14 protein-coding genes are annotated in these 14081 nt (G+C 45.2%); 10 read left to right on the forward strand and 4 right to left on the reverse strand.

Annotated elements, in window-relative coordinates; all coding sequences use genetic code 11:
- Positions 1 to 2 precede the first annotated feature (2 nt).
- Positions 3 to 1337, forward strand: coding sequence for a vanadium-dependent haloperoxidase (locus V6M43_RS02485; protein WP_332732452.1), 1335 nt, complete (start codon positions 3 to 5; stop codon positions 1335 to 1337).
- Positions 1334 to 2842 carry an FG-GAP repeat domain-containing protein gene (locus V6M43_RS02490; protein WP_332732453.1) on the forward strand — a complete coding sequence of 503 codons (1509 nt, stop codon included), beginning with the start codon at positions 1334 to 1336 and terminating at the stop codon, positions 2840 to 2842. Before V6M43_RS02485 ends, V6M43_RS02490 begins: the two co-directional genes overlap by 4 nt.
- Before the next feature lie 3 nt (positions 2843 to 2845).
- Here the strand turns inward: V6M43_RS02490 and V6M43_RS02495 are convergent, their stop codons facing one another.
- Together V6M43_RS02495 and V6M43_RS02500 are read right to left on the reverse strand one after the other, a co-directional pair.
- Entirely contained in the window at positions 2846 to 3628 is a 783-nt protein-coding gene (locus V6M43_RS02495) for a murein L,D-transpeptidase catalytic domain family protein (protein ID WP_332732454.1), read from the reverse strand.
- A 205-nt stretch (positions 3629 to 3833) separates the two neighbouring features.
- Entirely contained in the window at positions 3834 to 4514 is a 681-nt protein-coding gene (locus tag V6M43_RS02500) for a type 1 glutamine amidotransferase domain-containing protein (protein WP_332732455.1), read from the reverse strand.
- A 208-nt stretch (positions 4515 to 4722) separates the two neighbouring features.
- On the opposite strand from V6M43_RS02500, the gene V6M43_RS02505 reads away from it, so the two are divergent.
- On the forward strand, positions 4723 to 5052 hold the full coding sequence (locus tag V6M43_RS02505) for a hypothetical protein (protein WP_332732456.1): 330 nt from the start codon (positions 4723 to 4725) through the stop codon (positions 5050 to 5052).
- The gene (locus tag V6M43_RS02510; RefSeq protein ID WP_332732457.1) at positions 5024 to 5689 is read left to right on the forward strand and encodes a dienelactone hydrolase family protein; all 666 of its coding nucleotides are present in this window, start codon (positions 5024 to 5026) and stop codon (positions 5687 to 5689) included. Before V6M43_RS02505 ends, V6M43_RS02510 begins: the two co-directional genes overlap by 29 nt.
- A 4-nt stretch (positions 5690 to 5693) precedes the next feature.
- Here the strand turns inward: V6M43_RS02510 and V6M43_RS02515 are convergent, their stop codons facing one another.
- Both V6M43_RS02515 and V6M43_RS02520 read right to left on the reverse strand, forming a co-directional pair.
- Positions 5694 to 6077 (reverse strand): DUF3037 domain-containing protein, encoded by a 384-nt coding sequence (locus tag V6M43_RS02515; RefSeq protein ID WP_332732458.1) that lies wholly within the window; start codon positions 6075 to 6077, stop codon positions 5694 to 5696.
- The gene (locus V6M43_RS02520) at positions 6055 to 6846 is read right to left on the reverse strand and encodes a HipA family kinase (RefSeq protein ID WP_332732459.1); all 792 of its coding nucleotides are present in this window, start codon (positions 6844 to 6846) and stop codon (positions 6055 to 6057) included. Before V6M43_RS02520 ends, V6M43_RS02515 begins: the two co-directional genes overlap by 23 nt.
- 40 nt (positions 6847 to 6886) lie before the next feature.
- On the opposite strand from V6M43_RS02520, the gene V6M43_RS02525 reads away from it, so the two are divergent.
- The 6 genes from V6M43_RS02525 to V6M43_RS02550 all read left to right on the forward strand — a co-directional run bounded on the left by V6M43_RS02525 (position 6887) and on the right by V6M43_RS02550 (position 14078).
- Positions 6887 to 7075 (forward strand): hypothetical protein, encoded by a 189-nt coding sequence (locus V6M43_RS02525; protein ID WP_332732460.1) that lies wholly within the window; start codon positions 6887 to 6889, stop codon positions 7073 to 7075.
- A 63-nt stretch (positions 7076 to 7138) separates the two neighbouring features.
- Positions 7139 to 8557, forward strand: coding sequence for a Gfo/Idh/MocA family protein (locus V6M43_RS02530; RefSeq protein ID WP_332732461.1), 1419 nt, complete (start codon positions 7139 to 7141; stop codon positions 8555 to 8557).
- 9 nt (positions 8558 to 8566) lie between these two features.
- Complete coding sequence (mgrA, locus tag V6M43_RS02535; RefSeq protein WP_332732462.1) at positions 8567 to 9562, forward strand: L-glyceraldehyde 3-phosphate reductase; 996 nt, start codon at positions 8567 to 8569, stop codon at positions 9560 to 9562.
- A gap of 62 nt (positions 9563 to 9624) precedes the next feature.
- Positions 9625 to 11079 (forward strand): trypsin-like peptidase domain-containing protein, encoded by a 1455-nt coding sequence (locus V6M43_RS02540; protein WP_332732463.1) that lies wholly within the window; start codon positions 9625 to 9627, stop codon positions 11077 to 11079.
- A gap of 66 nt (positions 11080 to 11145) precedes the next feature.
- Positions 11146 to 12387, forward strand: a complete 1242-nt coding sequence (locus tag V6M43_RS02545; protein ID WP_332732464.1) for a dicarboxylate/amino acid:cation symporter — start codon at positions 11146 to 11148, stop codon at positions 12385 to 12387.
- A gap of 356 nt (positions 12388 to 12743) precedes the next feature.
- The gene (locus tag V6M43_RS02550) at positions 12744 to 14078 is read left to right on the forward strand and encodes an MFS transporter (protein ID WP_332732465.1); all 1335 of its coding nucleotides are present in this window, start codon (positions 12744 to 12746) and stop codon (positions 14076 to 14078) included.
- Positions 14079 to 14081 lie beyond the last annotated feature (3 nt).

Consider the following 14081-nt stretch of genomic DNA (forward strand, 5'->3'; position numbering starts at 1 on the left):
TAATGAAATATTTGTTGAGAACAGGTGGATTGCTATTAGCGATCAGTTTAATTTTCTTCTCCGCATGCAAGGAAAAAAGCAAGATAGCTTCCATGAACCTGGAAGGTGCGGAGGTTCTTCACCAGAACCAGAAAAGATTGACCGACCTGATCATTTATGATGTGTTTTCGCCACCGGTAGCAGCTCGTATTTATTCCTATACATCACTGGCGTCCTATGAGGCCATCAGGTTTGCAAAACCAGGCTATTCATCCCTGACTGCAAAGCTGAATGGATTTGAAAAAATGCCGGAACCAGAGGAAGGAAAAGAATATGATTTCTTACTGGCTGCTTCGAAGGCTTTTTTTTCAGTGGCTTACAAAGTAACCTTCTCCACAGATACCCTGAAGATCTATGAGAATGATCTGCTGGAAAATTTCAATGATAAATTAGACCAGGAGACCTTTGACAGATCTGTAGCCTTTGGAGAGGAAGTGGCGAAGCGCATACTCGCGCGTGCGGCAAAAGATCACTATCCACAGTCGAGGGGTAAAGCCCGGTATATCGGCAGTCATGCCCCGGGTAAATGGCGACCCACACCACCGGATTATTCTGATGCCATAGAACCCTGCTGGGGTGATATGAAGACCTTTGCCCTCGACTCATCATCGCAGTATAAATTACCCCCACCACCTGCCTACAGCACAGATACCTCCAGCGCATTCTTTAAGAGCGTTAAAGAAGTGTATACGATCAGCACTAACCTGACCCCAGAATTAAAAGATATTGCTACCTACTGGGATGATAACCCCATTGTTGTTGAGCATACAGGGCATATGATGTTCGCCAATAAAAAAATCACCCCGGGCGGGCATTGGATGGGCATCGCTTCTATAGCAGCCAGGAAAGCAAAGGCAGATGAAGTGTTCACCGCAAGGATACTCGCATTAACGGCAGTTGGATTAATGGAAGGATTCATCTCCTGCTGGGAAGAGAAATTTAACTCTGAGGTGGTAAGGCCGGTAACCGTGATCAATGAACTTATTGATGAGAAATGGGTGCCATTTCTTCAAACTCCTCCCTTCCCCGAATACCCCAGTGGACATAGTGTAATATCAGCATCCGCAGCAACCATCCTCACAGGATTGTTAGGAGATAATTTTTCATTTCATGATGATAGTGATAAAGAGTATATAGGTATGGAAAGAGATTTTAACTCCTTCCTGGAGGCAGCAACAGAAGCTTCTATCAGCCGGGTTTATGGAGGCATACATTACCGCTCGGGTGTTGAAGAAGGCACAAAACAGGGACTATGGGTTGGTAGTTATATTTTGCAGAAAACCAACGATGCCAAATGATCACCCGGAAACTTTTAATTATATCCACCCTTATTTTTATTTGTTTCGCCTGGATAAGCTTTTGTACCGGTACCGATCAAAAAAAATATGTTGACGAACAGGCGGAGGAAGGTCATGCACTTGCCAAAAAACATTGCGTTTCCTGTCACCTCCTGCCCGAAGCTGAGTGGTTGAACAAGACCACCTGGGCCAATTATGTTTTACCAAAAATGGGAGAGCTGGTTGGCTTTCGTGACCTTGGCATGAATCATTATGTGCGCACCGGTATCCCCGATCTGATGACCCTGGAAGAGTGGAATAAGATCACTCATTACTACCTTGCTCAATCACCCGCTGAACCTTTGCCCAGAGAAAATAAATCGCCTTCCATACAAATTGGATTGTCGGATTTCAACACAATAATCCCTGCCTTCCGTAATAGCCAGCCGGTTACCACCATGGTAAAGATTGATAGTTTAAGCAAGCGTATCTTCTTTGGAGATGGTCTCTCTCAACAACTCTATGTTGCTGATCCGGCTTTTAATAAAGTTGATTCCTTTAGGGTAGGTGTTGGTATATCAAACCTCGTAATAAGAGAGAATAGCCTGATGGTGCTCACGATGGGTGTATTGCAACCCTCCGACCTGAAGATCGGGCAGTTACTCTCAATTGATAAAAATTCCGGCACATCAACCATTCTCCTCGACAGCCTGCAGCGGCCTGTTCACGCCACCTATGCTGATCTTAATAATGATGGAAGGGAAGATATTGTAATCTGTGAATTTGGTAACATCACTGGTCAGTTGGGTTGGTTTGAAAAACTTTCTGAAGGCAATTTCAGGAAACATATCCTACGACCACTTCCCGGTGCTATAAGAACAGAACTCCGCGACATTAATAATGATGGCCTCACAGATATTATCGCGATGATGGCTCAGGGTGATGAAGGGATATTTTTATACAAGAACCAGGGTGGAGGAAAGTTTCTCGAAGAACGATTATTGCATTTTCCACCCACCTATGGATCCAATTATTTCGAAATGGTTGATATGAACGGTGATGGTTATGCGGATATTCTCGCTACCAATGGTGATAACGGCGACTATCCGCCAATTCTCAAAGCCTATCATGGTATCAGGGTTTACCTCAGCAATAAACAGAATAAATTCGAAGAGGCTTTTTTTCTTCCCATGAACGGCGCCGGAAAAGCAATGGCTGTTGATTTCGATAAAGATGGAGACCTTGATATTGCATCCATATCATTTTTCCCCGATCATGAATCCATGCCCGCAGAAGGATTCATTTTGTGGAAAAACGAAGGCAACAATGATTTCAAGCCCTCATCATTCAGCGAAGTGGCAGAAGGCAACTGGATCTCAATGGATACCGGCGATTTTAATGGTGATGCTAAGCCGGATATTGTGATTGGAAATGCTGATTTTGGCGCGGGTATCAGGCAGCAAAAAGCTTTGAAGAATGATAAAGGAAATGCTTCTTCCCTCATCATACTGAAAAACAATAATTGATAATTACTTTATTAGTGTAGAACGCTGCGCATAAAAATTCACCGGCGCATAAATGAAGAGTAAACTGCCATCTTTTATTGTATTTATGATGGGCCTTGCAAGTTTAACTGGCACTGCCGGACAACCCTGGCTTCTGCCAAGAAATCCCTGGCGCTTTATAAGATGCTCACTTACATAATCTGCCCCATGCATAACAATAGCTCTTTTGTCGGCATTATCATTGATCCCTTTCTCAAGTCCCTCTAATCTTAAAGAATATCCATTGCTTCCGTAATAGGTTCCTTCAGTGAGATAAAAACCGGGACTGCTCTTATAGGAAGACATCGTATTGGAATAATGAACAGCCTGCTCTTTGCCCGAATTCCTGCCATGAGCAACATAAGTATTGAAAAGCAGTTGCTGCTTGTTGAAATCAATTATATAGAGTCTTTTCTGTGTGCTGGGCTGACTGAAATCTGCGATCGTCAACAATTGATCACGATCCAGCTTACCTGCCATTTTCAGTTTCTCATAACCCTTAAGTGCAAGTTCAAAAGCTTCTATACCGAGGCCGATCTCACCAAGTCCCAGGCTCTCATACATCATCATGGAAGATGACTTTTCTGCGATAGCCGATTCGGTTATATTACTATCTGTTGCGGGTATGCTATTCTTACTGATCACATAACCCGGATTGCTTTCTCTTGCACCTGCTGCACTGCGTATGCCCGCGAAGCTTAAGATCGCTGTGGCAAATAAGGCGAAGAAGATGCCTGAATAACGGAAGTTCATTGGATTTCTATTCAAATTCTTTTGCTTTTATTCTGCTATTAGACGATGAGGTATAGCAGATGGTTGCCATAAGAACAAAAATCGTGCATGGATTTTGTATTCTTTTTGAGCCTTCCCATAATGGGGTAAAAAATACCTGATTCAAGTATACATTTACGGGACATACAGCGTGAAATCAGCATTCACACTGCATATCCCGTAATTTCTGTTTAGATTTTTTTTATTTATTTAACAGTACCATTAACTGTTCCGCAACTGCTTCTGATGAACCAGGGTTCTGTCCCGTGATCAATAAGCCATCTGTTACTATATGAGAAGCCCAATCGGCCTTGCTCGAATACAGTCCCCCCTTCTCCTTTAATGCATCTTCCAGCAGGAAGGGAACAATATCTGTAAGTTGTACCGCGGCTTCTTCTGAATTGGTAAAGCCGGTAACATGCTTTCCTTTTACAAGGGGTTCACCATTTTTCTCTTTAACATGCAAAAGAACAGCGGGCGCATGGCAAACCGCAGAAATGGGCTTGCCTGCACGCCAGAATGATTCGATCAGTTTGATATTATTTACGTCAGTAGTGAGATCCCATAAAGGTCCATGTCCACCGGGATAGAAGACCGCATCAAAATCATCAGCCGATACCTCCGTTATTTTTTTTGTATTCGCCAGCAGCTGCTGCAATGGTTTATCTTCCTTGAAACGGATGGTTGCCGGTGTCTGGCTTTCGGGTTCATCACTCTTAGGATCTATGGGCGGTTGTCCGCCCTTTGGTGAGGCCAGCACTACTTCAACTCCGGCATCCTTTAACTTGTAATATGGTGCAGCGAATTCTTCGATCCAGAACCCGGTTTTTTTCCCGGTATTACCCAGCTCACTGTGGGAAGTAAGTACAAATAAAACTTTCATGATAAATCGTTTTAACTATGTTAAAATTTTCAAACAGATTGGTTGAAAACCTGCAATAAGATTGAATTGCAGTAATTGAACAACAAAGCTTAATGCGTTTATGTTTGAAGAATTTTGCTGCATGAATACAATCAGCTGTAATAATGAGTATCGTCATAGTGCGATATGGTAGCAGGGATTACTTTTATATGCAAGTAATATCAACCATATGACCATTGAAATTCATAGTCCCTACCAGAAAGTGGACGAGAAGTTCCTGCTGGAACTCGAGAGAGAGATAATGCATTTATCCAATCTTAATAAAGATATATCGCGGGCAGAGATCAATTTCCGCATAGACGATCCTGCATCTCCTGAAAACAAGATCTGCGAGATCAGGCTCACGATATATTCTGATAATTTATTCTCAAGACGTGTGTCATCTTCTTTCGAAGAAGCGGCAAGGGAAGTGATCGGCGACCTGCATTCAAAAGTAGTAAACCAGGCATTGCTGAAAAATGAACTTCCCGATGAACTTACAACTTCCATTGAAATCTAAAACGACAGAAGTGGTAGCTGAAGAAATTATCATCCCCGTTGGTGATCTTCATCTGATGGGTAATATTTTTATTCCTGACGATGCAAAAGGCATTGTCATATTCTCCCATGGAAGTGGAAGCAGCCGGCGCAGTCCGCGGAATACAATGGTTGCCTCTTTCTTAAACAGTTTTCATTTTGGAACTTTATTATTCGATCTGCTCACACCGGAAGAAGACATGGATCGTAATAACCGGTTCAACATCCCATTGCTCAGCAGCCGGCTTGATGCAGTTACCCAATGGCTCTCTCAACAGCCTTATGCAAGGGGATTGAATTTTGGATTTTTTGGTGCCAGTACAGGTGCTGCTTCTGCATTATATGCAGCAGCGAATAACCCGCTCATCAAAACGGTTGTGTGCCGGGGCGGAAGGCCCGACCTCGCAATAAATATTCTCGACAAAGTGAATGTACCGGTACTGCTGATAGTGGGTGGCAATGATGAAGTGGTGATCGATCTGAATGAATTAGCACTGCAACACTTGCACTGTCCCTGCAAGTTGGAGATCGTTCATAAGGCTACCCATCTCTTTGAAGAAGAAGGTGCCATGGAAAAGGTTTCTGCTCTCGCAGCACGATGGTTCACCAAATATCTTTAGCATTTCACAATACCAATTGCTTATGCAAATGATCCAGTATCCTGGCAGGATCGGGTGCAAGCCCCGGATGCACTTTGGAAGATTGCAACACTGTACTTCTTGTTGCCGTTAACCACCGAAATCTCGATGGCAGATCAAGCCTGGCAATTGGTCCGCCAGCCTTATCTCCCGCACATATTTTTTCAAAAGCATTCAGGTGTTGTTTCAGCTCCTCCATATCAAGCTGGCAATTCATCATGTTCAGCTTTGATTCATTCAGCGTAAACAGGCATCCAAGAAATTTTTTGGAAGGGCAATAGAGTATCACACCCACGTTGATGAATTCTTCCCGCTCAACTTTTGGCACTACCCGAACAATGGCATATTCAAACAAATGATTCTCTTGCATGCTGCGCTTCTTTTACAAAAATTTCTGAGTTAGCTATCCTTCTGTTTAAGAATTCCGAATACACCCGCCGTATCTCTGCCGGGCTTTCATCATCTGACCAACCTGATAGCCATTCCTCCGGTAGCAATGATATGATCGATTCAATGAGAATCGGATTTAAAACAGAACGAAATTCAGTATTCACTTTTTCCAGTTCTGTTGCATAAGATATCAGCACATGATCTTTTATATGCTGGAAGGGACGAACCGATTGTTGTTCCCAGTTTTGCCAGGAGTGGTGAAAGTAAAGTGCAGCGCCATGATCTATCAACCACAGCTCTTTATTCCACATCAGCATATTGGTATTTCTTGCTGTTCGGTCAACATTGGTGAGCAGGCAATCGAGCCATACTATCCGTGATGCCAGCAGTGGATCAACATTATTAACGGCAGGGTCAAATGATATGGCACCGGAAAGATAATGGAGGCCGAGGTTTAGTCCCACGCTTGCTTTCAGCAGGTCCTGTATCTCTTCATCGGGCTCTGTGCGACCAAATGCTTCATCGAGTGTTGCATACACGATCTCCGGGACTTTAAATCCCAATGCCCTTGCAATTTCACCACCTATGAGTTCGGCAATAAGTGCCTTCACGCCCTGGCCCGCCCCGCGGAACTTAAGTACATACAGAAAATCATCATCCGCTTCTGCAATGGCCGGCAATGAACCGCCTTCGCGCAAAGGCATGACATAACGCGTTACGGCAACGGTTCTGAGATTCTCCTGATTCATGATCGGAAAATAGAGTTTAATTTCAATATAAAATCCGTTTATGCCAAAGAGAATACAGCCCGATGAACCTGACCAGTTACCAAAGCCTGAAAAGTTCCCGGAAGTTGCACCACCGGAGGAGCCTGAAGAAGAACCCATGATTCCGGAAGAGGAGCCCGATATGATACCTGACGAGGAGCCTTATACTGAGCCTCCTGCTGAAGTGCCGGCACCGGATAAAGGACTATGATTTTTTCTTGGTCTGCTTTCCCCTCCGTGCTTATCTTTAGAGATAAAGCACAATAGGAAAATTATGGCTGAAAATAAAAAGCAATCCTCCCGCCGGAAATTTTTACAATCGATGAGCGGCTCCGCTTTATTGCTTGCCGCAAGTGGATTTAGCTCTCTCGCTAATGAGCCCATACAAGAAAAAATCCTTCCATTTACCCGCCCTTTCTCTCCCAATGATACTGTTCGGATCGGTGTGATCGGGATGGGCATCATGGGATTCAGAAACCTGGCCTCTGCACTCAAAGTTCCGGGTGTTGAACTGGTTGCTGTTTGTGATCTCTACACAGGTCGGCTTGCACGCGCCAAAGAACTCTATGGCGATAAACTTATTGTTAGTTCCGACTACCGCGAAATCATAAGCAGGAAAGATATTGATGCCGTTATAGTTGCTACCAGCGATAACTGGCATGCAAGAATAACAACGGATGCCCTTAAAGCCGGTAAAGCCGTATACTGCGAGAAGCCAATGGTGCATCGCATCAGTGAAGGACTTCCTATGATAGCTGCACAAAAGGCAAGTGGTAAAGTGTTACAGATCGGCAGCCAGGGTGTAAGTAGTATTGTTGCTGCCAAGGCCGCTGAATTATATAAGGCCGGGGCCATAGGAAAACTGAATATGGTGGAAGCGTCTTTCGACCGGCAGAGCGCCCTCGGTGCCTGGCAATATACTATGCCCGATGATGCATCTCCTGAAACCGTTAGCTGGGATAAATATATTGCCGGCACAAAGAAGATCCCCTATGATGCGAAGAAGTTTTTCTGGTGGCGCAATTACCGCGATTATGGTACAGGCGTTGCCGGCGATCTCTATGTTCACCTCTTATCTAAACTCCATGTGATCACCGGATCACTTGGACCGGAAAAGATTTTTTCCTCCGGACAGCTAAGTCATTGGAAAGATGGGCGCGATGTTCCTGATGTGATGGCGGCTATCATGGATTATCCTAAAAGCGAGGCGCATGATCCTTTCCAGATGAGTCTCCGCGTCAATTTCATAAGTGGAAGCGGTGATACAGGGTCTGTAAAAATGATAGGAGAGGAAGGGGCGATGGAAATAAGGGGCAATAGCCTTATCATCAAACACAGCCTCATGCCAAAAGCACCGGGCATTGGTGGATGGGATGCACTGGAAACTTATCCTAAAGCCATGCAGGAACGCTTAAGGCAGAATTATAATAACCGCTACAGCGCAGAAGACCAGAAGACACCAACCAAGCCCGATATAGAATATAAAGCTCCTCCCGGTTATAATGAGCATGTTGATCATTTTACCAATTTCTTTGACGCTGTTCGTACAGGCAAGACCGTTGTAGAAGATGCTGTTTTTGGTTTCAGGGCAGCAGCTCCATGCCTTGCGTGTAACGATAGCTATTTTGAGCAAAAGATCATTCATTGGGATCCGGTGAACATGAAAATCAAAAACCCCTCTCAAAAAAAATAACTTCTGATTATGTCCTATACTCCCTCTCCATCGCGGTATGATTCAATGGAATACCGCCGGTGTGGAAACAGCGGCCTCATGCTTCCTGCCCTCTCCCTTGGGCTCTGGCATAACTTCGGAGATATTGACCCTATCGAAAATTGCAGGGCAATTTTGAGAAGGGCATTTGACCTTGGTATCACGCATTTTGATCTCGCCAATAATTATGGTCAGCCTGCCGGATCAGCGGAAGAGAATTTTGGCAGGATACTGAAAACGGATTTTCGTGATCACCGCGACGAACTCATCATTTCCTCCAAGGCCGGATGGCCTATGTGGCCCGGGCCTTATGGCGATCTTGGATCAAAGAAATACCTGGTTGCAAGTCTCGACCAAAGTCTGAAAAGAATGGGGCTCGAATATGTTGATATATTTTATCACCACCGTCCCGATCCTGCCACACCCATGGAAGAAACCATGGGCGCACTCGACCTCATTGTTCGCCAGGGCAAAGCCCTTTATGTGGGCATCTCCAGTTACAGCGCCGAGGAAACCCGAAAGGCAGCAAAGATCCTGAAGCAGTTGGGAACGCCCTGCCTCATCCACCAGCCCAAATACAATATGTTTGACAGGTGGATAGAAGATGGCCTGCTTGATGTGCTGGGAGAAGAAAAGATAGGATGTATTCCTTTCTCTCCACTGGCACAGGGACTGCTCACCAATAAATACCTTAAGGGCATACCCGAAACTTCAAGAGCAGCCCGCCACCTTGGTAATGGCGCCATGGAAGAAAACGCTATTACCGACGAGCTGATCCAAAAGGCGGGAAAACTGAATGAGCTGGCGGTGAGGCGCGGACAAAGTCTGGCCCAGATGGCCCTTTCCTGGGTGGCGAAAGATCCGCGGATCACCTCCGTATTGATAGGTGCCAGCCGCCCCGAACAGATCGATGATTCGATCCGCTGCCTTGAAAACTACCAGTTTTCAGGAGATGAGATCAGGCAGATCAATGATATACTTAGTTAAAGCTTAGCTTACCCGGAGCGGTAAACCCAAACTTGGAACCGAATTTGAGTATTTTTGGGAACATGAAGAGAAATGCAGTTTTTATTCCGGTCATCCTGGTGGCAATGGCATTGATCGCCTGGCTCTCCTACAAGCTGGGACAAAAAAACAATCCGCCCCCGGTTGCCCAACCGGCGGCTCAGGATTCATACCCCTCTTTTGTTCAGGCATCCAGGAATGCTGTTCCGGGTGTGGTACATATCAAAACTGTTCTTGGTCCATCGGCAGCACCGCGTTTTTCAGTTGACGCAATCCTCGGATCACCCTCCGCTGAAAAAGCCTGGGGCAATGGATCGGGCTCAGGCGTTTGCGTTTCTCCCGATGGTTATATTGCTACCAATGGACATGTGGTGGAAAATGCATTGCGCATATTGGTGGTGTTTCCTGACCGCCGCGAATTTGAAGCAAAACTTGTAGGTACCGATCCTGATACCGACCTGGCCCTGCTCAAAGTAGATGCAAAAAATCTTCCCTTTGTGAAATCAGGCAATTCTGATGAAGTTGAAGTTGGTGAATGGGTGCTGGCAATAGGATATCCTTTCTCCCTGAATACAACCATTACTGCCGGAATCATCAGTGCCAAAGGAAGGAGTATTGGTGTAATAGAAAATACTTCAGAATCCCCGAATGATCATCTTGGAAGTACGGCGGTGGAATCATTTATACAGACCGACGCGGCCATCAATACGGGTAACAGTGGTGGCGCCCTTGTAAATAGGGAAGGTGAATTAATAGGGATCAATACAGCCATCGCAACCCGCACCGGTAGTTATGCCGGATATGCATTTGCAATACCGGTTAACCTGGCAAAAAAGATTCTGGACGACCTCACAGAATTTGGAGTGGTAAAGCGTGGTGTGCTGGGCGTTGCATTTCCTGCCCCTGCCGACGAAAGCCAGTGGATGAAACAAATGGGTATTAAACCCGGCTCGGTGTCCGGCGTATTGATAACCGGTATCATGGAAGGCAGTGCTGCCGCAGGAGCTGGATTGGAAGAGGGGGATATCATCCAGCAGGTTAATGGCAATGAACTTTTTTCTTCAGCAGAATTCTCTGAGCAGATAGCCCGGCACAGACCCGGCGATACCATTGACCTGGCTTACCTGAGAAATGGTAATAAGCAAAAGATCAAAGTGATATTGCAGGGAGAAAGAAAATCGCCTGCGGGTGTTAATGATGAAAAGCTAAGGGAGATCTATAACAAACTCGGTGCTTCCTTCACACCCATATCAAGGGTACTGAAAGAACGATTCGGACTCAATGCCGGCGTTGTTGTTACCCGCGTTGATAAGGATGCATTTTTTGATAAACTCGGCATTCCAGCCGGTACCATCATTGCCCAGGTAAATGGCAGGGAAGTGAACAGCACAGCCGATATTGAAGAAGCAATGCTCGCCAATCCAAATACACGCATGCGAATCCTCGGCATTGCCCCCGATGGTTCCTGGGTTGCCTTCAGCTTCTCATTCGGTACCTGATCCCCATAAAATATTTACCCGTTTACAGTAGAGCAATTATCTTGTAGAGCTAACTATCTGCAAAGCATGAAGTATCTCAAGGTTCTCTATGTTCAGGTGATCATTGCCATAGTGATCGGAATACTGCTTGGACATTTCTATCCTTCTCTCGCAACAGCGCTCAAGCCCCTTGGTGATGGATTCATCAAGCTGATCAAGATGATGATCGCCCCAGTAATATTCTGTACCATCGTTACCGGTATCTCGGGCATGCAGGATACCAAAAAAGTGGGAAGGGTGGGAGTGAAGGCCATCCTTTATTTCGAAGTGGTTACAACCCTCGCATTGATCATCGGACTGGTAGTTATAAATATTCTCCAACCAGGCAAGGGGATGAATATCGATCCCGCTTCGCTCGACAATTCACTTATCCAGGACTATGTAAAAGAAGGGAAGAGCCGATCGGTGGTTGATTTCATTCTGCATATCATCCCCGATAATATTGTAAATGCGCTTTCCAACAGCGACCTGCTGCAGGTGCTTTTCTTTTCAGTATTGCTGGGTCTGGCGCTTTCAAAGATCGGCGACAGGGCAAGGCCATTGTTACAGGGAATACAATCGCTGGAGTATGGACTATTCGCATTGCTGAAGATCATCATGAAACTGGCACCATTGGGAGCCCTTGGCGCCATGAGTTTTACTATTGGAAAATATGGTGTGGGTTCACTGGCATCGCTGGGACAATTGATGATAGCATTCTATATCACCTGCATCCTCTTTATCATTTTCATATTGGGGGGCATTCTCAAATATGCGGGCTTTAATCTTTTCCGCTTACTCGCGTTTATCAAAGAAGAATTACTGATCGTACTCGGTACCTCTTCTTCTGAATCGGCATTACCCGGACTAATAAAAAAACTGGAGAACCTCGGTTGTTCAGAACCGGTAGTGGGCCTCGTAGTTCCAACAGGTTATTCATTCAATCTCGATGGCACATCCATATATCTTACCATGGCTGCCGTTTTTTTAGCGCAGGCAACCAATACGCCTATGGACATTGGTCAGCAGGTAACACTGCTGCTGGTATTGCTGCTCACCTCCAAAGGGGCAGCAGGTGTAACCGGCAGTGGCTTTATAACGCTGGCGGCCACCCTGCCGGTGGTGGGCCATATTCCTGTTGCTTCCATTGCGCTGATCCTCGGGATTGACCGGTTCATGAGTGAGGGCAGGGCCATCACCAATATCATCGGTAATGCCGTTGCAACTATTGTTGTGGCTAAATGGGAGAATGAAATTGATATGACAGTTGCCAGTAAAGAGATCGGTTAGCAACCCCGCTTTCCATCCAATCACTACCCGGGCTTTCCCACGCGCCACGGGCGCCAAAGAATATTCGAAGCATATTCGAAACATACCCCCTAACCCAGTCCCAGTAAGGCCTGGAGACGAAAAATGGTTCAGTTTTCAGGAATACCATAAAAAATGGTAGATACTGAATAAACCTAAGTATATTTAAAAGGCCTCTTTTGTTCTTCTTACCCTCTTTAAGCCTTCTTCTTTCTACCCTACGGCAAAACGACACCCGTTCTCATATTGACGAAGCGAAAATTATTACTTGAAAGATAGTGCTGCCCTGGCGGCCTGTCTGAGATTTTATTAGTGAACCAAGCCCGGACTGTTTCTATATGAGTAACCCTATCCCTTCATTGTCTCAGAATACCTTTTTACGGTATTTCAATTTTATTGCTCTCTATGTAGCCCAGGGAATTCCTGAGGGGATGGCATTTTTTGGCATTCCGGCATGGATGGCCATGAATGGAAAAACACCAGGAGAGATCGGGAGCTTTGTTGCAGCAGTTGGACTGCCCTGGAGTTTTAAAATGATAGTGGCACCTCTCATGGACAGGTTTACTTATTTGCCCATGGGCCGCAGGAGACCATGGGTTCTTTTTGGGCAGTTTGGATTGATGCTCAGTTTTATCGCAATGTCATTTGTTCCTGATCCCCTGAACAACCTGAACCTGTTTATGGCTGCTGGTTTTATGGTTGGCCTTTTTGGCTCCATCCAGGATGTTGCCACCGATGGGATGGCCATTGATATCATCCCCATTCATCAACAGGCCAAAGCCAATGGATTCATGTGGGGCTCAAAAATAATCGGCACTTCTGTATCACTTGCAATAGGAAGCAGTCTCCTCAATGCGTATGGGTTTTCGGCAGCTATATTAATGCTGTCCATTCTTGTATGCCTCATTATGCTGGTGCCGCTTTTCCTGAGAGAGCGGGAAGGTGAAAGATTACTTCCCTTTACAAAAGGAGAAGCCTCCCATGAAACAAAGCGGATGCAATTAACCAGTTGGTCTGTTATATTCAGATCCTTGTATCGTGTTTGCAGTCTGCGAAATAGTTTGTTGTTCGGGATGATCGTTTTTATAACACAGGGCTCCTTCAATTATATCGATACGCTTATTCCCATTTTCACCATCCAGGCACTCGGATGGACCGACCAGGCCTATTCTCAATTCTACGCAACAGCAACATTGATAGGAGGGATTGGTGGCATGATCATCGGTGGTGCATTGATTGACAGGTATGGTAAGATCAGGATGTTGAATATTTATTGTTTACTACTGGTAACATTAATATCGATGCTAGTTTTTCTGAAAATATATTGGCTCGAAAGCTGGTTCATCAGTGCCTTTATGGTGATCTACCAGGTGCTATATGTTTTTTCAACCATTGGCATTTTTGCCATTGCCATGCAATGCTGCTGGAAGAAAGTATCTGCCAGCCAGTTTACATTATACATGACCATCGCCAATATCGGCAGGATCGTAGGAGCAAAAGTAATTGGTCCCATAAAAGAAAATTTCAATTGGGAGTATACGCTCTTATTTTTTGGCCTGATGATATTATTTGCATGGTTCATCATGCAGTTTCTGCGTATACCCGTTCATGTGAAAAAAATAGCTGACCTCGAAGAGAATGATAACCCAGTTCAAATGCCAGCAATAACCTGATCT

This window comes from Flavihumibacter sp., from assembly GCF_036676075.1.
In the GTDB taxonomy this organism is placed as follows: domain Bacteria; phylum Bacteroidota; class Bacteroidia; order Chitinophagales; family Chitinophagaceae; genus Flavihumibacter.

Excerpts from the sequence above, each read along its gene's own strand:
- V6M43_RS02485 (WP_332732452.1), top strand. The coding sequence starts at position 3 with ATGAAATATTTGTTGAGAACAGGTGGATTGCTATTAGCGATCAGTTTA.
- V6M43_RS02490 (WP_332732453.1), top strand. The coding sequence starts at position 1,334 with ATGATCACCCGGAAACTTTTAATTATATCCACCCTTATTTTTATTTGT.
- V6M43_RS02500 (WP_332732455.1), bottom strand. The coding sequence starts at position 4,514 with ATGAAAGTTTTATTTGTACTTACTTCCCACAGTGAGCTGGGTAATACC.
- V6M43_RS02505 (WP_332732456.1), top strand. The coding sequence starts at position 4,723 with ATGACCATTGAAATTCATAGTCCCTACCAGAAAGTGGACGAGAAGTTC.
- V6M43_RS02510 (WP_332732457.1), top strand. The coding sequence starts at position 5,024 with ATGAACTTACAACTTCCATTGAAATCTAAAACGACAGAAGTGGTAGCT.
- V6M43_RS02515 (WP_332732458.1), bottom strand. The coding sequence starts at position 6,077 with ATGCAAGAGAATCATTTGTTTGAATATGCCATTGTTCGGGTAGTGCCA.
- V6M43_RS02520 (WP_332732459.1), bottom strand. The coding sequence starts at position 6,846 with ATGAATCAGGAGAATCTCAGAACCGTTGCCGTAACGCGTTATGTCATG.
- V6M43_RS02525 (WP_332732460.1), top strand. The coding sequence starts at position 6,887 with ATGCCAAAGAGAATACAGCCCGATGAACCTGACCAGTTACCAAAGCCT.
- V6M43_RS02530 (WP_332732461.1), top strand. The coding sequence starts at position 7,139 with ATGGCTGAAAATAAAAAGCAATCCTCCCGCCGGAAATTTTTACAATCG.
- mgrA (WP_332732462.1), top strand. The coding sequence starts at position 8,567 with ATGTCCTATACTCCCTCTCCATCGCGGTATGATTCAATGGAATACCGC.
- V6M43_RS02540 (WP_332732463.1), top strand. The coding sequence starts at position 9,625 with ATGAAGAGAAATGCAGTTTTTATTCCGGTCATCCTGGTGGCAATGGCA.
- V6M43_RS02545 (WP_332732464.1), top strand. The coding sequence starts at position 11,146 with ATGAAGTATCTCAAGGTTCTCTATGTTCAGGTGATCATTGCCATAGTG.
- V6M43_RS02550 (WP_332732465.1), top strand. The coding sequence starts at position 12,744 with ATGAGTAACCCTATCCCTTCATTGTCTCAGAATACCTTTTTACGGTAT.